Raw genomic sequence first — 20,109 nt, 5'->3', positions numbered from 1 at the left:
TTTAGGTAGTGTTTTTTATATATTGCAGTGGGGTGCAGTTATACCAGCGTTTAAAAGCACGATTAAATGAACTTTGGTCGTTAAAGCCAAGTTTAATTGCTATGTTACTTAATAGCTCTTTGCCAATGCACAGTATTACGCGCCTTTTACGCTCTTGCTCAAGTAAGTCGGCAAACGATATTTGTTCGCGCTTTAAATGGCGTTGCAAGGTGCGCGGGGTCATGTTTAGTGCGCCTGCTGTGCGTATTAAACTGCAGTCGATTAAGTCATTTTTAGCTATAAATAACTGGCTAATTTTTTCGGTTAGTAGCTGCTGGCTTTTAAAGCGTGAAAGTTGCTGCTCAGAAACCTGTTTAAGCACTAAATTAATTTGCGTATTGTCGGTTTTAAATGGCAGTGCTAAATAACTGCTCGGAAATACCACTTGGTTATACTGTGCGTTAGTTTTAACGGGGCAGTTAAACCAGTGTGTGAGTACTGTTTTTTCATTGCTGGTAAAAGCTTGGGTAAAATAAATAGTACTGGGCGATAGCTGTGGGTTTAATAGTTGTCGAATAACACTTACCCAAGCGGTCATATTACGTAAAATAACCTGTGGGCTACAGTTAGCATTAGGTAGCCAACGAATAATTGCCAACTCACCTTGCTGTTCAAACTCTGCTCTTCCAATATCTGCAACTAAACTGTCGTAGTTAAGCAGTGCGGTAATAGCGCTGGCTAAGTTATTACTCGATTCAATTAAGTAACCCAATATGCCAAAGTCGGCAGTTCGAATTTGCTGACCAAGCTTAAAGCCAAACAAAGGCTCGTTTAGAGTTTGCTGAGCATAATTTAGCAGTGCGTTGTAACTGTTTAAGCTAATGCGTGGCGCGAGTTGCTGAGCTTGCTTATTACTGTATTCATTAAAGTTAATAGCCGACAAAACAGCTTGGCTATTAAGTCCAAGTGTTTCAAGGTAATCAATACAGCTTGAAAAATAATGATCGGCAAGTGTGCTCATTTGTCGCCTAAAGCTAAAAAATGGTCGTGTAACAGCAAGTTTGCCACGAAAAAATTTTATATGGTAGGGCATTATGAAAATACTTATTATATAAAAATGATACAAATAACCTTAAAACAAAAGATTGCAGCAACGCCTCTACAAGTCAGAGACGCTTTGCTTGATCATGCGCAATTAGAACGTTTTTTTAATGCTAAATTTGTCCTGTTAAAAAAGCAAAATGAAGGCGAAATTATTGGCGGTAAAGGTGCTATTAGGCAAGTTATAATGGCAGGAGTTCGCTTTGAAGAGCGTATAATTAGCGCCGATAGCAATCATATTAGTTATCAAATAATAGGTAATAAACCAGTTGCAGAGCATCGTGGCGATATTTATTTTTGCGTTAGTGACAATGCCCCAACAAGCACCGAAGTTACCTATAACATACGCTGTAAAACACCTTGGTGGCTGCCAAGCCTAGTGATTAAATTTTTTATTAAAAAAGATATAGCACAAGCGCTTAATAAACTAAAAGCCAACTTTAAGGGCAACATATCATGAGCATAGAAATAATTTTACTTGCCCTTAGTCCTGTATTTATTATTTTTGTAAGTTATGAATTTATTAAATATCGGCGTTATTACGACATAAAAGACAGCTTGGCGAATACAGCACTGGCGCTTATGCACCAAGGGTGCGATGCGATTGCTTTAATTGTGCTAATGCCATTTTTTTATTGGCTGCATCAATATAGGTTATTTGATATTGAACTGTCGGTGCTGACGATATTTGGCGCTTTTTTACTACAAGATTTTTTGTATTATTGGTTTCATAAAGCGTCACACCATATTCATTGGTTATGGGCTGCCCATGTGGTGCATCACAGTTCAACTAAAATGAACTTTTCAACCGCATTTAGGCAAAGCTTAATGTATCCGCTTGCGGGTATGTGGTTATTTTGGTTGCCAATGATATTAATCGGCTTTGATCCGCTGAGTGTATTTACCGTAGTGGCGCTTAATTTGGCCTATCAGTTTTTTGTGCATACCCAAACGGTAAATACACTAGGCTGGTTTGAAAAGGTATTTAACACCCCATCGCATCATCGAGTACATCATGCTATTAACCCCGGCTACTTAGATAAAAATTTTGCCGGTGTACTCATTATTTGGGATAAGTTATTTGGCACTTACGCCGAGGAAAAAGCCGATAAACCGTGTAAGTACGGTATTGTTGGGCAGTTAAATAGTAACAACCCACTGACCATAACTTTTCATCAATGGGCTTATTTAGTAAAAAGTGCATTTAAAGCAAAAGGGGTAACGGCAAAGCTAAAAGTGATATTTGGCTACCCTACAAGTTCCAATTAACTGCTTATTTAACACGTCGAAAGGAAATGTTTTTACTGCGTGGTGCACCTAATATAATGAATAAGTGACAAATACATACCGACAAAAATGCACTCACACCTAAAGCACCGCCGTAGCCGTCGAGTATGGGTACTAAGTACTCAAATAATAACGAAAATATAACAGCGGAGCTGGCAAGCGTATATATGCCAAAGCGGTGTGGGGCGCTCATACCAATAAAAGTACCACCAAAAAACACAACACTGTATAACTCAGGATCAAGGTTAAGCCAGTAAAAAATTAAGTAAGTAACTATAGATAAGGCCGCAGAAGCTCTAATACCATCAAAACGACTATGCTTGGCTAAATAAAATGTTAAAAAAGCGCCTATCAAAGCTAATATAGAATATTCAATACTCATTACACTAAGCCTTTAGCTAAAGAATACAAAGCAACACTTGCAAAGGCTACGCTGCCTAATCGGCCACCAAAACCAGCAAATGCATTTAAGGTAAGGGTGTACAGCGTTGCGCCAATAATTGAGATTATCGCCACTTCCCAGTAGCTAGTAATTAAGCTAGTTGAGCACATACCGGCAAAGCTACCTGCATATATGGCCGCATAAGGGTGGTTTTGATAAAGCTTAGGAAAAGGAATAAACGAGCCAACTAGCCCGGTTAATGCTGCAGATATAACAAGTGGTAATGCAAATGTTGTATGCATTACAAAGCACGACATACAGCCGGCAAAAAATGTGATGGACTTTAATAATAAAAATTTAATCATAGCGCGCAAATTAGTACCTTATAGCGTGCGTATAATAAAGTAACACTTTTATGTTTGATAGCTCAAAGCTAGAATTTTATAGCATAACTAATAATAGCTAATTGCCAAAAATAGTAGGTGTCAGAATTTAATCATTTTATTAGCCTAATAGTTGTAAGGGCTGTAAATGCTAAAATATACTCGTTAATGTTCTATAAATTACAAAGCATGTATAATGCTGACTGTTTAATTTATTAAAAGCTATTATCAAGGGTAATTTATGTCTAACTGTTTACATCTGGCTATTCCGGCTGGTGATTTAAATATAGCTAAAACTTTTTATTGCGATGTGCTTGGCTGTAAAACCGGAAATAGCGAGCAAGGACGCTGGATAGATATTGATTTTTGGGGTAACGAGTTAACACTGCACCAAAGTGTTGAGCGCCTACCTACAGTTCGTCATGATGTTGATATGGGCGCAGTTGCCGTACCACATTTTGGCATTCATTTATCTGAAAACGAATTTAATGCGTTAAAGCAACGTATTGAAAGCGCGGGCTTGGAGTATTTAGATAAGCCATATCGCCGTTTTATAGGAGATGAGTTTGAACAAGAAACATTTTTTATAGAAGATCCTAACGGTAACGTACTCGAAATGAAAACCATGGTTAACCCCGAGGTTTTATTTAAGAAAAGTTAGGGTCTGTTGACCTTTACAGTTAAATTTGTTCAAACTAGGGGCGATTTAATCACGGCGCGAGATTTGTAACCTAGTGGGCTCGATAACTGCTCCTGCGTTATTCTACTGGCTTACATCCATGTAAGAATAAGTAAAAACTGAGCAACAAAGAGTCAATCGCCCCTAGGCAGAACCCTTCGGGCAGCGCATGTTTGGCATTAATGCTACGTTATCGCCTATTTATGGGGAATAACCACACCACATAGGCTCTGCCTTGCCTAAATACCAAACATACTGCTGCAAATTCAACCTTGAAAGATCAACAGACCCTTATCCCGCTTGTTTACTTTATTAAATAAGGCAAACAAGCGGGGCAGTAATAATTTAGTTACCTTTATTGTGGACTAGCGGGGCTTAATACAAGTTTACTAAAGCTCACTTGTGCATAGTCACCGTTTTGTTTATCTGTAGCCCAGTCGCCCGTACCTAAACAGCCCGGATACCAAATACCTTTAGCATTTTTGGTACTACATTGGTTATACGCCCCGGCTTTAAAGTAGTGCCAATCAGCTGCATACCCATGCGGGTGATCTTTTTCGTCTACGTTGCCATACGCATCTACGTTATTACCTAAGTTAATAGAGTAGCTAACATCGTTTTTGCCTGCTGTGCTAAATGTTAGGTGCATCACATTTTTATACACATTTACTGTGTAACTAAACTCTTCACCTAATGCGATACCAGCATTGCCTGGCTCGTTAGGGTTTTCCCATGTGTTACCCCAAACAGGATAAGCTATATCAGTACGGTTAGGATCTGTTTTTGGTAAGTTACGCTCGTAGTTCCAAAAAACCGATCCCGTTTTATGTCCAGGCCACTTTTTATAATATATTTTTAGTGGCTCGTTGCCCCAGCCATAGCCAAGCTTAGTGTCAATAAGCGCCTGATCTTTACCTGCGTGAATTTGCCCCACAACAACAGAGTAGGCCGCATTTTTACTTGGATCAGTAGCACGTAATGCAACATGATCTACTTTTAGCGTTGCTTCCATTTTGCCACCAATAGAGGCAAATCGATCCGATAGTGGGTGTACAGCAAGAGCAAAATTGTTTTTAGGACTTTTGGTTTTTATTTTTGTATTTGCTCCGCGGAGCATTTGCCTAAATTCACTGCGCGTATTGGTAGAATTGGCACTGGTGAGTGCTTTGTTTGGCGAGGTGAATACCATGTAACCTTTTTCATCCAGGTAGAAAAAATCAGGATGTGAGTAAGTCTGAATTTCTTTAACATCTATTTCATCAATTTTACCGTCGTTATCTAAATCAACCGGTACATTAATTTTCCAATGAGATAAATCAAATTTAGAGGCGGGTACTAATGGGTTAGCTTGTTGCTCAGTGCTTTTTGGTTGTTGGCTAACACAACCAATAACCAAAGAGGTAGTGAGGGCAATTAAAGCGCCGGGCTTAATAAGATGTGTAATGTTATTTTTATTCATTAGTACCTCGGTATAAAGTTAAATATTTACATTGTTGCACATGACTGTAACGTATTTAAAACCAACTTAACATACCAAAGTGCAATTATTATATTACCAATTATTGCAACCTTTGTTTTTTAGCTGCTTAATTGTAATGCCAATTCATTACTCAATTGAGTAAATAATTTTAAGTTATTAAAAAGTAGCTATAAATTAGTCATAAAAAGATAAATACGCCCTGATGAGATGATTTAAATTCAACTCAATATTGATTGACTGTATTAACTAAGTGAGTAGAATTTGCGCCATTACTCATCTTTTATTATTAGTCATGTTAGTTAAATTAATGGTTGCTCCGCTATTACTGCTCTTTATTTCTTACGCGCAAAAAAAGTTTGGTAGTTTTATAAGCGGTATTATTCCTGGCCTGCCAATCACCTCTGGGCCTATTTCATATTTTATTGCTATAGAGCAAGGAAAGCTGTTTGCAGCTAACTCAGCGGTGGGCGCTTTATATGGCATGAGTGGTATTGGTTTATTTTGCTTTGTGTATATGGCGGTTTCGTATAAGTGTGGCTTAGCAAAGTCGTTGTTAATAGCGCTGAGTGTGTGGTGTTTATTTAGCATGCTGACATTATTTTTACCGGTTAATATTTTTGTAGCGTGCTTGTTCTCTATTAGTACTTTATTGGCTTTAACTTTTGCTACTACAAAATTAAAAGTAGCGATAGATGCAAAGCCTTTAAATTCAAAATGGGAGCTGCCAATAAAAATAGTGTTAGTAACTAGTTTTATTATGTTGGTTACCTTTATTTCTGAGCATATTGGCTCGGCATGGAGTGGGTTGCTTTCTACTTTTCCGGTTATTTTAGCGGTAATGGGCAGCATAGCGTATATCAGTGATAAAAAAGACTCAGCGTTTAAAATACTAAACGGCGGTATTATTGGCTCATTAGGTGGGTGTATATTTTTTGCCGCCATTGCATTGCTATTAAAATACGATATTTTAATTTGGCAAGTTTATACAGTAGCGACTATTAGCTCGGTGTTGTTTACGCTTATTTTTAGCCATTTTATAAACCGTAAATATGTTAATCCGGTTGCTTTTAATACCGCTAAAACGCAGCTTTAGCGGTTTGCTTAGAGTAACATTTCTTTTGGTGTTTTATTAAAGTGGCGTTTAAATTCTCGGCTAAATTGCGATGGGCTGGTATAGCCTACTTTTAATGCGGCTTCGTTGGCTTTGCTGCCACTGGCGGTTATAAGTGCTTTTGCTTTGGCTAAACGCAGCTTTTTTAAATATTGTAACGGCGACTCAAAAGTCACTTGTTTAAAGGCGCGATGAAACGACGAAATGCTCATATTTACGTCCTCTGCTAACCCTTCTACTGTGATGGGGTTGGCATAATTACTATGCATAATAGACAGTGTGCGCGCTATACGTGCATAGTGGCCGTCGTGCATAGCAAGGCCAAACAAGGTATGTCCTTGGGGGCCGCAAAGTACACGGTATACTAATTCTTTTACTATATCTTCGCCAAATACTTGTGCTTCAAGTGGGTTATTTAACACGGTCAATAAACGCTTAGTTACCAGCTCCATCGCGTTATCGAGTTTAGCCGATTGCACGCCACTCATTTGCCCGCATGTTGGTGGCAGAGCAAATTGTTTATGCTCAGTCATTTGGTTAACGAGTTTGTGCAATAACGCAGGGTTAATATCAACAGCAATCCCAAGCACTGGTAAGTCGCCATCAGTAAAGGCTTCGCACTCTAGCGGTACAGGAACGCCCAATACTAAATAATCCCCCGCACCATATTGTATTTTATGATCTGTAAAATGAATTACTTTATGCCCTTGCCCGACCACAATAATCCCAGAGTTATAAATAAGCGGCTGTCGCGGCGAGCTTTTACTGGCGCGATGAAAATAAACCCCAGTAATAATGGTTTCCATCGTGCCTTCAAAACTGAGTAACTGATTTTGTTCTGCGTACTGCTGCAACATATTGGCAATGGTGGACATAAAAGCATCTTTACATGGCTGACTTTTACGTAAAATAACAATCTTGATAGTTTTAGGCAAGCTTTTGCGCGTTATTGGGCTTTTTTTATGTTTGTTTTGCCAGTAATATGCACTCATTGAAAATTTACTTAGTTAGTAACTAAGTAAGTTGAACCATATTTAATCGTCACCCTAGGATAAAATAATGAAATTTAGCTACGTAAATCCAACACTAATTCAATTTGGCCAACAACAAATAGCCTCACTAACTGATTTGATCGCAAAAGATCAAAAAGTACTAGTTGTGTACGGCGGCGGATCAATTAAAAAGAACGGCGTATACGACCAAGTTGCAGCAGCACTTGAAGGTTTTGATTGGGTAGAGTTTTCGGGCGTTGGCGCTAACCCAACAATTGAAGTACTAGATCAAGCAGTAAAAATCTGTAAAGAACAAGACATCGACTTTGTGCTAGGTGTTGGCGGCGGCTCAGTAATTGACGGCGTTAAATACATTGCAGCTTCAGCAGTATACGATGGCGAAGGTTGGGATATTCCTACTGGTAAGCATAAAGTAACTAGCGCATTACCAATTGGTGCAGTACTTACATTACCAGCTACTGGCTCAGAGTCTAACCAAGGCTCAGTAGTAAGCAAAGCTGCTACAAAACAAAAACTCCCGTTTATGTCACCAGCAGTACAACCTAAATTTGCGATTATGGACCCTGATGTAATGAAAACATTACCACAGCGTCAACTTGTAAATGGTTTAGTAGACGCATGGGTGCATACCTGTGAGCAGTACTTAACGTTCCCTGAAGGTGCATTAGTACAAGATGGTTACGCTGAAGCATTGCTTAAAGCACTTAAAGTACTTGGCGATAACTTTGAAAACCAAGATGACGCATGGCGTGCAAATCTTATGTGGTCAGCGAATCAAGCATTAAACGGTTTGATTGGTTCTGGCGTATCGCAAGATTGGGCAACCCACATGATTGGTCACGAACTTACAGCTGCATACGGTGTTGACCATGCACGTTCGCTTGCAATAGTTCAGCCTTCTTTACTACGCAATCAATTTGCAGTTAAAAAAGCAAAACTTGAGCAAATGGGTAAAAACGTATTTGGCCTTGCACAATCAGACGATTTAGCAGAGCTAACAATTCAAGCAATTGAAGCGTTTTACCATAGCCTTGATGTAGCTACGCAGCTTACTGAACATGGTGAAGATAAAGCAGCAGCGATTGACAATATTATTGGCAAACTTGAAGCGCATGGCATGCTTGCCCTTGGTGAAAACCAAGCAATCACGCTAAAAGAAAGTCGTGAAATTTTAGAACAAGCAGTCGCTTAATTTAAAGTGTTATTAATAAAAACCGCTAGCCTTACAGGTTAGCGGTTTTTTTATATGTATTAACTATTTAATTCTTTTATTATTTGGCAGTCGTTTATAGTATTTGCGGTGCAGTTAGTTAATAAGCTGGCAAGCGATACCTCGAGCTTTTTAAGTTCTTTTTGTGCCGCTCGTACTTTAATTAATTGGTTTTCGATAATATCGTCAACCTCAACACACGATTTATCGCCGTCTGATTGCGCAACAAGTAGAGTTTTAATATCGTCTATTGGAATTTGTAAATCGCGACAGCGTCGAATAAAAATAAGACGCTCTGTATCTGCTTGGGTGTAGGTTCTATAGCCGTTGCTCTCTCTTTTTGGAGCAGGAATAAGGTTTATTTGTTCGTAATAGCGAATTGTTTTTGCATTAATATTAACTAAGTGAGCAAGTTGCTTGATTTGCATATTGACCTTCCAGTAACTAGAAGGTTTATTATGCTGCTGACTCCTTTTATATTCAAGTATTTAGAAGGGACTTCTTTTTAGAGTTTGTAGGCAGACAATGCATTCAAAGCGTTTTTTAATAGTGATACTTTTAGTACTTGTACACAGCTTTATTAGCTGTGATGGTGCTGCGTATCATTTACAAGAAGACGTGGATCACATAACCAGCGCGCAGTTACAAAGTAATATAACTGCCGATGGTAGCCAAAATGAGGCTCAAGCCTCTGCCGAAATTCATGCCCACCAACATTGTCATAGTGGCTATTACAGTACAGTAAATCATTCAATCAGCCCTGAGCAGAGTAACCCCGCGTTACCTGTACGCTATTGTGGATTAATTTATCCACCTATGTCGCGCCCTCCTATTTCACTTAGCTAGTTTTAATTTACCTTAATAAAATATGGTGCATTTTACTGCCTGCGTTTAGACGCTATATAGGCTGTGTTATATGCATATTTAGGTTGCTTACAAATTTACATTGCGATTTTTAATTTTAAATTATTTTGTAAGTTAACCCTGTTTGTTAAAAAACGGACAAGCTATATGAATAAAAAACCAATTATGCTGGTGGCACTACTTTGCGTGCTGCCGGTATTTAATGCGCTGGCTAATGTTAGTGCTAGTGAAAATATACTCACGCTTAAGCAAGCGCTGAGTAATACCGAGCAACAAAATCCGATATTAAAACGCTACCCCTATCATCAAAAAATATTGAGCGCGCTTAAATCACAAGCCACACTTTCGCCAAACCCTGTGCTTAGTGTTGCGGTTGAAAACGTGTTAGGCACCAATGATGCGCGTGGCGTAAAAGGCGCTGAAATAACGCTCGGGCTTAGCCAACTTATTGAGCTGGGCGATAAACGCCAAAGTAGAGTAGGTTTTGCTACTGCAAATATTAAAGCGCAGGCTATACAGTATCAAAATACTCGTTTAGCGTTATTAGCTACCACCGCAGAGCGTTACTATAGCGCACTTAAATTTCAAACCTTATTAGCATTAAATGTTGAGCGAAAAAGCGTTGTAACACAGGCGCTCAAAACAATTGAGCAAAGAGCAAATGCCGGGGCTGTATCGCAAGCCGATGTAAGTCGTATGCGTTATGCACTTAGCCAAGTAGAGCTTGAGCAAGTAAAGCTAACAAGTGAGTTTGAGCGCGCGCGTTTATTACTTAATGAGCTTTGGATTGATGAGCAAAGTAGTGCTTTTTTAGCGGGAAATATTAACGTCATCACGCCGCTTAAGTCACAGCAAGCGCTTTTAGATGCGGTAAATTTAGCACCTGAATTTGCCTTACTTCAGCAGCAATATATACAGCAAACGGCTAACTTAGCGCTGCAAAAAGCCAATGGGCAAAGCGATATTAATGTAGGTGGTGGTGTGCGTTACAACCAAAAAAATGACTCTAGCTCATTGTTGTTTTCGTTTTCTATGCCACTGCAAATCAGTAATGCTAATAGCGGTAATATTGCTGCAGCAGCAAGTGAACTTGCGCTTTTAAACCAGCAGCAAGGGCAGTTGCGAGTTCAGTTACGCCAGCAAGTACGTACTCTGTATGCTTATTATCAAGGGATAGCAAATCAAGCCACGTTATTAAATAAGCAAATAATTCCTCAGACACAAACATTGATTGAGCAAAGCTTAAACAGCTATCAACGCGGGCAAATTTCGGTGTTGCAGTTGCTCGATGCCCAGCAAGCACACTTTGACTCTAAACGCGCACTCATTGCAACCCACGCAGAGCTGTACCAAGTGCTACTTACTCTTGAGCGTTTAACTGGCCAATCTTTAATTGAGACTTACCAATCATGAATAAAAATATAATTGCATTATTAGTATCACTTTCACTTGCTGGCAGCGTGTTAAGCACAGATGTATTTGCCTCTGCTGAGCATGGCGAGTCAGGTCATAAAGAAACAGAACAACACGAGCAAAAGCAAGGTCCACACGGTGGTTTTTTATTAGTTGATCCTAAATTAACCCTTGAGCTTAAACTGCAAGAATTTGCCGGTGATGTTGAGCTGCGTATATACGCTTACAAGCAAAGCAAGCCAATTAATATAAGTGATTTAAACATAACAATGAGTTTAAAACGATTAGTTGAAGCGCCGCAAAATATACAGTTCATAACAGAGGGCGACTACCTTGTAAGCACGCAATCAATTAACGAACCGCATTCATTTGTACTTGCCGTTACTGCTAATTATAACGGTGAGAGTATTAGCTATGAGTACGAGCAACACGAAGGCCGTACCACGTTAACAGAGCGAGCTATTGAGCGCGCAGGTATTAAAACTGAGATAGCGCAAAGTGGTAAAGTGGATATTACCGATACGCTTTTTGGCGTTATTGCACCAACGCAGCACGGCACGGTAGAAGTAATGGCGCCGTATACAGGATTGATCAGCGATATTTTTGTAAGCATTGGTCAAAACGTTAAAAAAGGCGAAGTACTTGCCAATGTAACCAACCGCGAAACACTGCAAAATTACGCTATTAAAAGCCCAATTAGCGGCGTTGTAACCGAGCAATACTTAAAGCGTGGCGAGCTTGCAAGCACCAGCGCACTGATGCAAGTAGTTAACCTTGATAAAGTATGGGTTGAGCTGTCGGCTTTTCCCGAAAACATTGAAAAGCTAGCCATAGGGCAAAGCGCTAAAGTGTACGACTTACATCATCATTTAAATACGCAAGGTAAAGTGTTTTTTATAGCCCCAATGATGACTGGCGGGCACATAGCGCGTGCCCGTATAGAGCTTAATAACCCAGACGGGCATTGGCGCCCAGGCATGCATATAAATAGCGATGTAAGTGTGGCTAAAATAAATGCCAGCGTGCGTGTTAAGCCACACGCTATTCAAGAGTTTAACGGTCAAACAAGTGTGTTTGTTCGTAAAAATAATGTATTTGAAGTACGCCCCGTTACCTTAGGTGCAAAAAATAGCGAGTGGGTAGAAGTACTTACAGGCTTAAACGCGGGTAGCGAATACGTAACAGACAATAGTTATGTAATTAAAGCCGATATTTTAAAAAGCGGCGCAAGCCACGCTCACTAGGAGGCACCATGATTAATTGGATAGTTTCTTTTGCGGTTAAACGCCGCATGCTGGTGCTTGCGCTTACATTTTTATTTGCTGGATTTGGTGTATACAACATTCAAAATTTAGCGGTAGACGCAGTACCCGATATAACTAACGTACAAGTGCAAATTAATACCAAAGCGCCGGGGTTTACGCCATTAGAGGTAGAGCAACGCATTACCTACTTAGTCGAAACCGCCATGGCGGGCATACCTAAGCTTGATTATACCCGTTCGCTTTCGCGTTATGGGCTTTCGCAAGTAACGGTTATTTTTGATGAAGGCACCGATATTTATTGGGCGCGCCAGCAAATAGGTGAGCGTATTCAAAGTATTCGCTCCGACTTACCTAATAACGTAGAGCCAAACTTGGGCCCTATTGCCAGTGGTTTAGGCGAAATATTTACTTATAGTGTGCACGCCGCGGCTAATGCGTTAAAAGAAGATGGCACCGCCTACAACGCCGAAGACTTACGTACTTTGCAAGATTGGGTTATTCGTCCGCAGCTTTTAAAAGTAAAAGGCGTAACCGAAATAAACAGCCAAGGTGGTTTTGAGCGTCAATACCAAGTAGCGCCAGTGCCCGAAAAACTCATTGCCTATAAGCTTACTATTAGCGATGTGATTAGTGCACTTGAGGTTAATAACAGTAACCGAGGCGCAGGCTATATTGAGCGCTTTGATGGGCAATATTTAGTACGCTCGCCAGGGCAGCTTAAAACGCTAGAAGACATAGCCAATACCGTTGTTGCTAAGCGCGACGACGCACCTGTACGCATTAAAGATGTGGCTAACGTGCTTTTAGGTAAAGAGCTTAGAACCGGTGCGGCGACTTATAACGGCGAAGAAACCGTGCTCGGCACCGCCATGATGCTCATTGGCGAAAACAGCCGCGTGGTGGCAAAAGCTATGGCTGATAAGTTAGTTGATGTGCAAAAAAGCTTACCCGCTGGCGTTATTGTTGAAGCGGTTTACGACCGTACTACGCTTGTTGATAAAACCATAGCAACCGTGCAAACCAACTTATTTGAAGGTGCCGTTTTAGTGATAGTAGTTTTGCTATTACTGCTGGGCAATGTAACGGGCGCGCTTATTACGGCAATGGTTATTCCGTTGAGTATGTTGTTTGCCGTTACAGGTATGGTGGGTAATCGCGTATCGGGTAACCTAATGAGCTTAGGTGCAATCGACTTTGGTTTAATTGTTGATGGCGCTGTAATTGTTGTTGAAAACTGCCTGCGCCAACTCGGTGTAGCTCAGCATAAACATGGCAGGCTACTTACCTTAAATGAGCGTCTAAATGTAGTGACCGCCGCCACCAAAGAAGTATTTACACCGGCTGTATTTGGTATTGTTATTATTATGCTGGTTTACTTACCTTTATTTGCACTAAGCGGCGTTGAAGGCAAAATGTTTCAGCCAATGGCGTTTACTGTAGTTGCTGCATTAATAGGCGCGCTTATATTTGGCGTTACCTTTGTACCTGCTGCTATTGCGGTATTTGTTCGCGGTAAGGTTAATGAAACCGAAAACGCAGTCATGCGCGGCGTTAAAAAAGTGTATAAGCCATTACTTGGTATATCGCTTAAATTACCGTGGCTTATGGTGGGTATTGCCACTGCATTAGTATTAGTGCTTGGTTTTAAAGTTAAAAATATGGGGGCAGAATTTTTACCGCAGCTTGATGAGGGCGATATTGCTATGCATGCGCTGCGCATTACTGGCACCGGTATTGAGCAATCGGTACAAATGCAAAAAGAGCTTGAACAAGCCATTTTAAAGCAACCCGAAGTCGCTAACGTTTTTTCAAAAATTGGTACTGCTGACGTGGCAAGCGATCCTATGCCGCCAAACGTAGCCGATACTTTTTTAATGTTAAAACCTCAAAAACAATGGCCAAATCCAGCACTCACTAAAGAAGAGTTGGTTCAGCAAATTCGTACTCGTGTTAACGATGTACCCGGTAATAATTACGAATTCACACAACCAATAGAAATGCGCTTTAACGAGTTAATTGCTGGTGTGCGCGCCGATGTAGCACTGCGTATTTACGGTGACGACTTAAGCGTACTTAAAGAGTTTGGCGAAAAAGCCACAGGCTTAATGCGTAATATTGCAGGCGCTACCGATGTACGTTTGGAGCAAATGGAAGGGTTGCCAACGCTTTCGGTAACACCAATGCGCGACCACATGGCGTTATTAGGCTTAAGTGTAAACGACATTCAACAAACACTTGCCGCCGCTGTTGGTGGTGTGCAAACCGGGCTAATTTTTGAGGGCGATAAACGCTTTTCGTTATTAGTGCGCCTTGATAGGCGTTGGTCGAGCGATGTATCAGCACTTGCCCGTTTGCCAGTTGCTTTACCTAAAGATAGCAACCCAGAACTTGCATTTGTACCGCTTGGCGAAGTAGCGACAATCAGCATTGAAAAAGGGCCTAATCAAATAAACCGCGAAAGTGGTAAGCGCAACGTCGTGGTAACTGCCAATGTAGAGGGGCGCGATTTAGCAAGCTTTGTAAGTGATGCGCAAGCGAGCATGAATGAATCACTTAACTTACCAAGTGGCTATTGGCTTGAATATGGCGGCACGTTTGAGCAGCTACAATCGGCAAGTAAGCGATTATCATTAGTTGTGCCGGTCACTTTACTGCTTATATTTGGCTTACTTTATAGCGCCTTTGGATCGCTTCGAGATTCGTTAATTATATTTAGTGGTGTGCCACTGGCATTAACGGGTGGTGTACTTGCGTTATTGCTGCGCGATATGCCGCTTTCAATTTCAGCGGGTGTCGGCTTTATTGCCCTAAGTGGTGTAGCGGTATTAAACGGCGTGGTTATGCTGTCGTTTATTAAGCAGTTACGAAGCGATGGTTTAAGTTTGTTTGATGCAATTCACAGCGGCGCATTACAGCGCCTGCGCCCAGTACTGATGACGGCGCTGGTGGCAAGTTTAGGCTTTATACCTATGGCGCTTAATTCGGGGACGGGTTCTGAGGTGCAAAAACCTTTAGCAACGGTTGTGGTTGGCGGAATTATTTCATCAACTCTACTAACACTATTAATATTGCCTGCGCTTTATAAGTTAGTGCATTCTAAATTTACTAAAAAAGCAGAAGCTGAGTTAGCTTAAGTACTCGCTATTTAAAGCTTGATCAAAAGAGCAGCTGTATTTACAGCTGCTCTTTTTGAGTATTATTTAGTAAAAATACTACATTAATTATATTGAAAAAGATTATCCCAGCGCTCATCCAAAATGGTTTTTGCATGTTCTAAACTCAGCGCGCTATACACTTCATTACCTTCTATTTCGTTACTACACGTTACCAAACGCATACGTACCAGCTTTTCAAGCGCGTCGCTAATTTCAAAATCAAGAACGCACTGGTATTTGCTTTTAAACCAATGCTCTATTTGCTCATCAAGCATTTGTGCGCTTAATCCGCTTTCCGATTTTAGTAAAAAGGTATACGCCAGCAAGGCTTCTTTTATGTCTTCTTCTTCGGCGGCATCAATAAGCGTGTGAAATACGCCCGCGTTGTTATCGAGGTTTTTAAAGTAGAGGTTATCGCTTAGGGCTTTCATAAATTTTATTTTGCGGTTTTTAAACTTACTCCATTCTTTAAAAATAAAGCTGCCAAAAACCCCCATACCGATAGCAAAGGTAATAAAGTGTTGTTGGGTCATTTCTACAGCTTCACTTCTAAAACCACCCCAAAAAGCAAACAGAGCAAGCAATAATACGATTGATGCGCCCAATTTAGTAATAAGTACCACCGCACCGCCAACTAAAGCAGACGATCCAATAATGACCTTATCAATAGGGCGCATGCGCACTTCGCTATTAGGAAATAGCATTTCGAGATCGGCCTTAGGCACATTTTGAAACAACTTTACTATGGTTGAACTTGGCTCAAATCCCAGTGGCGTTTTGTTTTTAGCTTTAAAATAAGCGCTATCTTTAAAGCGAATAAACACCGCAACACGATCGTAATTAGTAAAGTGCAGCGGTTTTTTACGCAAACCCCAAAAGCTGGTAATCGTTTCAGTGAGCTGCGACTCGCCACGGCGATAAAATACCACTTCTTCAAAGTCGTCAAATTCAACTTCAAGGCGCACCTTAAATAGTGATTCTTCGTTTAATGCGTCTTGTAAGTCTTCATTGGTGATTACTTCAAAATTAGCGGCGTTAAGTACCTTGGCAAAGTCTTTAGCAAACTCATGTTGGCACTGCGCTTTTTGATCCGCCGATACGGGGGCTAACGATCGCGTGTCACTGTTGGGATCAAAAGGGGCGTAGTTGTTTTTAAGTGACTCAAGTGTTGCGTGGTAATCGTAATGAATAAGGCTAGCTAGTAAATCACAAAACTGTTTAAACGATGTTTGTTGTGTGCTGTTATTGAGCTCTTCGCTACACATATCAACAATATCTTGCTTTCTAAAGGGAATAAAACGCGCACTTTGCATAAATTAATAACTACTGTGATAGGGAATCTAACTGCATGGGCACATAATAAAATATTCTTATGGATATTACTAATTTGTTAATACGCCCTAGGACCTGATAAATTTAGCACAGTGTTTTCAGCGTGTATTAACCTAAATATGTAATTATTAGCTCATTGAATACTCTTGTTCTTATTTATAAGTGAAAAGGATTTACTATGGCGATTCAAAAAAAGCTTAAACAAAAAACACGTAATTTTATTGAATCTAAACATATGCTCAGTGGCATTACCGTGGCGTCGTTTTTAGAGTCGACCATAGTACCTATTCCGCTTGAAGCTGTTTTAGTACCCTTAATGCAAGCGCGTCGTGAAAAATTATGGCTTATTGCTTTAATGGCCACTTTGGGATGTATTGTGGGGGCGTTATTTGGTTATGCGCTGGGTTATTACTTATTTGATGCAGTTGGCGATTGGGTTATTAATAGTTTCTCAAGCCCCGAGCAGTTTGAAAATGTTAAACAACAAATGCACAATCAAGGCTTCTGGTTTGTAATAACGCTAGGCATAGTGCCTATTCCATTTCAAATAGCCATGCTGGCAGCGGGGGCGACTAAATATTCCCTCGGGTTATTTTTATTAGCCAGCGCAATTTCGCGTGCTATACGATATTTTGCTTTAGCGGTAGTTGTGTATTACGCCGGTAATAAAGCCGAGCAACTTATTAGTAAACATAAAACTAAAGCCATGATTACTTTAACTGTTTTTGTAATCGGTATATGGTGGTTAACGACGGTAATTTAATACCGCTAATTTATATTAAATAAAATAATAAGAGCATGCCATGGATGAGTTGATTGGGTTAGTAGGGCTATTTATATTAGCGATAATAGCAGGCGCTATTTGCGGGTTTATTGCACTTACACAGCTTAAAAGTTTAAGGCAACAAGTTGTGCAGTTAACGGCTAAAGTTAATAGTTTACTCCAGCAACAAGAGCAATTAGTACCGCTTGCTAGTAAGCAAGCGCCACCACAAGCGCAACCACAACCCCAAGTAAGCACACCAGCAACTGTTTCAACGCAGGTAAAAACTGCGGCTATAAGCGGCAATGAAGCTGCAGTTACTAAAACAGCTAAAACAAATACCTTCCCTAAAAAACCTAGCGTTTTACATACATTATTTAATAAATTACGTGCAGGATTTGAAGAAAACTGGATGACCTGGATAGGCGCGATAGCGCTTGCGTTTGGCGGTATTTTTTTAGCAAAATACAGCTTAGAAGCTGGGTTACTTTCACCCGTTATGCGGTTGAGTTTAGGTGCACTATTTGGCCTTGGTTTAATAGCAGCTGCTGGGTATTTACATTATAAACGCATTGTATTTGAAGGGTTTAATAACTATATTCCGGCAGCCCTTGCTAGTGGCGGCTTTATTACCTGCTTTGCGTTAGCCTTACTTGCTTACAGTAACTACGCCATGCTTAGCTCCACTGTTGCATTTGTGCTATTGGCGATTATAGCTTTAAGTGCAAGCGTTATGGCAATTAAGTTTGGCCCTTTACTTGCTGTTTTGGGCATTATTGGTGCCTACAGCGTGCCTATTTGGGTTAGTAGTAATAGCGTTAATTTATTTTCTTTATTTATGTATGTTGGCTTTGTTAGTTTATTTGCCGCCATAGTGGCGCACCAAGTACAGCGTATTTGGCTGTGGTATTTACTCTGGGCTGGGCATGTTTTTTGGTACTTAGCGGGTTTTGTTTTACTCGAAAGCAGCACCATTTGGTTACTGGGTGTTTATGCAGTCGCCAGTATTATTGGCCTCGTAGCTATCCCTCGTTTAGGGGTAAGGTTTACACTAATTGAGTTTCGCCCGCACAGCTTAAAGCGTTTAATTAATGTACTGCCCGATCACCCGTTAATGTTAGTGTTTACCGCACCGTTTATTTTGATGATGCTATTGCATAGGTTCGACGTGCAGTTTCAGATATTTAGCTTAATAACTTTAGTGCTAATGCTGTTTTTAGTATTAAAAAATAGCCGCTGGGATTTATGGCAAGCTGTGTGTTTAGTCATAGCCCTGGTCGTTTTAGTCAGTACCCAGCAAACTTTTGATTTTGATGATGCCTTGTTTATATTTAAACAAGAATATGGACTAGGTTTAATACTAGGTTTTACTTTGACTGCTTATGGCCTTTATTTTGGTCGTAAGTTTCCTAAGCGCTTGGCATTTCATATTACCGGCGCATTTAGTTTCTTTTTAATGATAGCCACGTTATACGCACTTATTCCTAATTCAGCGTTAAGTACAGCGTATCCGCTTTGGGCAGTTATATTACTTGTTGGTAGTGCTGTTTTAATAAAAAGTGCGCAGCACAGTGCTAGTTTGTATCAGCGTTTTACCTACTGGATAGCAGCAAATGCTAATATTACGCTCGCGATTACTATGCTATTAAACGACAGTGGCTTAACCATAGCGCTGGCTATTCAAGTGTTATTGATTAGCTTGCTGATCAAACGCCACAGCATACCTATGCCACATTGGCCTATTAAAGCACTGGTGGCAGCATTATTATTGCGACTAACTTTCTCACCGTGGACACCAAGTTACGAGGCTCTTACTATTTTTGGTTTGCACTGGAGTATAGTGGTGTACCCGCTGTGTACGGTGCTATTTTATGTTGCAGCAAGATGTTTTAACACATCAAAAATGCAGTTATGGCTAGAAGGTGCAGCGCTGCATTGCTTGGCATTATTTATTACCACCGAAACCAGTTATCAGCTAGTAGGGCATTATCCACAATTTGATTCATTGAGTTTTTACGAGCAAGTATTACTGGTTTGTAACTGGCTTGGGTTAGGTTGTGTGTATTTATATCGCGCGCGAATAGCAGGGAGTTTAGCAAAACTGTATCGCATTGGCGGCTTTGCATTGGCGGGCTTAGCTGGTGTGTTTGCACTAAAAACCTTAGTTGACGACAATCCGTTATTGAGTGCAATAGATATTGGTGCAACGCCAATATTTAACTGGTTATTGTTATTATGGTTAGTACCTGCAGGATTAACTTTATGGTTAGCAAGGTTGCTTAAAGCTATAAATAGCAAAGCTATAAATACTAAGGTAATTGCAATAGTTCTCGCAATTGCGGGGGCATTTACCTTCTTGGCAATTAACAGTTTAATTCGTCAATATTGGCAAGGGGCGTATATTTACTTATCTAAGGGGGTAGGTAACGCTGAGCTTTACAGCTATTCTATTATTTGGCTGGTACTAGGAGCAAGTACGGTTATAGTGGGCCATCTTAAAAATCAGCTACTAATACAAAAAGTAGGTTTAGGCTTATTGGCCGCGGTTATTTTAAAAGTATTTTTAATCGATATGGCAAACTTAACAGGTTTACTAAAAGCGATATCGTTTATTGGATTAGGGTTATCTTTAGTGGGGCTGAGCTGGTTGTTTCAAAAGCTGAGAAGCCGCGCTAATCTGGCTTAAGCCTTT

Annotated in this window: 18 protein-coding genes; 11 read left to right on the top strand and 7 right to left on the bottom strand. The window is 40.3% G+C overall.

The window, feature by feature from the left end:
* Position 1: 1 nt before the first annotated feature.
* Positions 2-1,000 carry an AraC family transcriptional regulator gene (locus tag AAEZ22_RS03195; RefSeq protein WP_352296137.1) on the bottom strand — a complete coding sequence of 333 codons (999 nt, stop codon included), beginning with the start codon at positions 998-1,000 and terminating at the stop codon, positions 2-4.
* Between the two features lie 96 nt (positions 1,001-1,096).
* Here AAEZ22_RS03195 and AAEZ22_RS03190 point away from each other — a divergent pair, with 96 nt between their 5' ends.
* Both AAEZ22_RS03190 and AAEZ22_RS03185 read left to right on the top strand, forming a co-directional pair.
* Positions 1,097-1,540 (top strand): SRPBCC family protein, encoded by a 444-nt coding sequence (locus AAEZ22_RS03190; RefSeq protein WP_089368931.1) that lies wholly within the window; start codon positions 1,097-1,099, stop codon positions 1,538-1,540.
* On the top strand, positions 1,537-2,349 hold the full coding sequence (locus AAEZ22_RS03185) for a sterol desaturase family protein (protein WP_352296134.1): 813 nt from the start codon (positions 1,537-1,539) through the stop codon (positions 2,347-2,349). Before AAEZ22_RS03190 ends, AAEZ22_RS03185 begins: the two co-directional genes overlap by 4 nt.
* Before the next feature lie 4 nt (positions 2,350-2,353).
* Here AAEZ22_RS03185 and AAEZ22_RS03180 read toward each other — a convergent pair whose 3' ends face one another.
* Both AAEZ22_RS03180 and AAEZ22_RS03175 read right to left on the bottom strand, forming a co-directional pair.
* Positions 2,354-2,749 carry a hypothetical protein gene (locus tag AAEZ22_RS03180; protein ID WP_011327268.1) on the bottom strand — a complete coding sequence of 132 codons (396 nt, stop codon included), beginning with the start codon at positions 2,747-2,749 and terminating at the stop codon, positions 2,354-2,356.
* Positions 2,749-3,114 carry a hypothetical protein gene (locus AAEZ22_RS03175; RefSeq protein WP_176359692.1) on the bottom strand — a complete coding sequence of 122 codons (366 nt, stop codon included), beginning with the start codon at positions 3,112-3,114 and terminating at the stop codon, positions 2,749-2,751. The genes AAEZ22_RS03180 and AAEZ22_RS03175 overlap by 1 nt, the downstream gene beginning before the upstream one ends.
* A 259-nt stretch (positions 3,115-3,373) precedes the next feature.
* On the opposite strand from AAEZ22_RS03175, the gene AAEZ22_RS03170 reads away from it, so the two are divergent.
* Positions 3,374-3,793, top strand: coding sequence for a VOC family protein (locus AAEZ22_RS03170; RefSeq protein WP_011327270.1), 420 nt, complete (start codon positions 3,374-3,376; stop codon positions 3,791-3,793).
* Positions 3,794-4,166: 373 nt separating this feature from the next.
* Here the strand turns inward: AAEZ22_RS03170 and AAEZ22_RS03165 are convergent, their stop codons facing one another.
* Positions 4,167-5,270, bottom strand: a complete 1,104-nt coding sequence (locus AAEZ22_RS03165; protein ID WP_352296131.1) for a polysaccharide lyase family 7 protein — start codon at positions 5,268-5,270, stop codon at positions 4,167-4,169.
* A gap of 313 nt (positions 5,271-5,583) precedes the next feature.
* Between AAEZ22_RS03165 and AAEZ22_RS03160 the strand changes: the two genes are divergently transcribed.
* On the top strand, positions 5,584-6,384 hold the full coding sequence (locus AAEZ22_RS03160) for a hypothetical protein (protein WP_352296128.1): 801 nt from the start codon (positions 5,584-5,586) through the stop codon (positions 6,382-6,384).
* Positions 6,385-6,392: 8 nt separating this feature from the next.
* Here the strand turns inward: AAEZ22_RS03160 and AAEZ22_RS03155 are convergent, their stop codons facing one another.
* Positions 6,393-7,277 carry an AraC family transcriptional regulator gene (locus AAEZ22_RS03155; RefSeq protein ID WP_041454651.1) on the bottom strand — a complete coding sequence of 295 codons (885 nt, stop codon included), beginning with the start codon at positions 7,275-7,277 and terminating at the stop codon, positions 6,393-6,395.
* A gap of 184 nt (positions 7,278-7,461) precedes the next feature.
* On the opposite strand from AAEZ22_RS03155, the gene AAEZ22_RS03150 reads away from it, so the two are divergent.
* Positions 7,462-8,607 carry an iron-containing alcohol dehydrogenase gene (locus AAEZ22_RS03150; protein ID WP_011327274.1) on the top strand — a complete coding sequence of 382 codons (1,146 nt, stop codon included), beginning with the start codon at positions 7,462-7,464 and terminating at the stop codon, positions 8,605-8,607.
* A gap of 59 nt (positions 8,608-8,666) precedes the next feature.
* Here AAEZ22_RS03150 and AAEZ22_RS03145 read toward each other — a convergent pair whose 3' ends face one another.
* Positions 8,667-9,053 (bottom strand): Cd(II)/Pb(II)-responsive transcriptional regulator, encoded by a 387-nt coding sequence (locus tag AAEZ22_RS03145; RefSeq protein WP_352296125.1) that lies wholly within the window; start codon positions 9,051-9,053, stop codon positions 8,667-8,669.
* A 97-nt stretch (positions 9,054-9,150) separates the two neighbouring features.
* Here AAEZ22_RS03145 and AAEZ22_RS03140 point away from each other — a divergent pair, with 97 nt between their 5' ends.
* The 4 genes from AAEZ22_RS03140 (at position 9,151) to AAEZ22_RS03125 (ending at position 15,301) form a co-directional block, all read left to right on the top strand.
* The gene (locus AAEZ22_RS03140; protein ID WP_011327276.1) at positions 9,151-9,471 is read left to right on the top strand and encodes a hypothetical protein; all 321 of its coding nucleotides are present in this window, start codon (positions 9,151-9,153) and stop codon (positions 9,469-9,471) included.
* A gap of 165 nt (positions 9,472-9,636) precedes the next feature.
* The gene (locus AAEZ22_RS03135; protein WP_041454652.1) at positions 9,637-10,902 is read left to right on the top strand and encodes a TolC family protein; all 1,266 of its coding nucleotides are present in this window, start codon (positions 9,637-9,639) and stop codon (positions 10,900-10,902) included.
* Entirely contained in the window at positions 10,899-12,146 is a 1,248-nt protein-coding gene (locus AAEZ22_RS03130) for an efflux RND transporter periplasmic adaptor subunit (protein ID WP_352296121.1), read from the top strand. Before AAEZ22_RS03135 ends, AAEZ22_RS03130 begins: the two co-directional genes overlap by 4 nt.
* 8 nt (positions 12,147-12,154) lie before the next feature.
* Entirely contained in the window at positions 12,155-15,301 is a 3,147-nt protein-coding gene (locus AAEZ22_RS03125) for an efflux RND transporter permease subunit (protein ID WP_352296118.1), read from the top strand.
* Between the two features lie 83 nt (positions 15,302-15,384).
* On the opposite strand, the gene AAEZ22_RS03120 is transcribed toward AAEZ22_RS03125, so the two are convergent.
* Positions 15,385-16,635 carry a TMEM143 family protein gene (locus AAEZ22_RS03120; protein WP_352296115.1) on the bottom strand — a complete coding sequence of 417 codons (1,251 nt, stop codon included), beginning with the start codon at positions 16,633-16,635 and terminating at the stop codon, positions 15,385-15,387.
* A gap of 197 nt (positions 16,636-16,832) precedes the next feature.
* On the opposite strand from AAEZ22_RS03120, the gene AAEZ22_RS03115 reads away from it, so the two are divergent.
* Positions 16,833-17,417, top strand: a complete 585-nt coding sequence (locus tag AAEZ22_RS03115; protein ID WP_011327283.1) for a YqaA family protein — start codon at positions 16,833-16,835, stop codon at positions 17,415-17,417.
* 40 nt (positions 17,418-17,457) lie between these two features.
* Entirely contained in the window at positions 17,458-20,103 is a 2,646-nt protein-coding gene (locus AAEZ22_RS03110; protein WP_352296111.1) for a DUF2339 domain-containing protein, read from the top strand.
* Positions 20,104-20,109 lie beyond the last annotated feature (6 nt).

The organism is Pseudoalteromonas sp. 20-MNA-CIBAN-0454, assembly GCF_040308685.1.
Lineage (GTDB): Bacteria > Pseudomonadota > Gammaproteobacteria > Enterobacterales > Alteromonadaceae > Pseudoalteromonas > Pseudoalteromonas nigrifaciens.
Note: the sequence above shows the minus strand (reverse complement) of the source record. Positions and strands in the feature narration are given on the sequence as shown.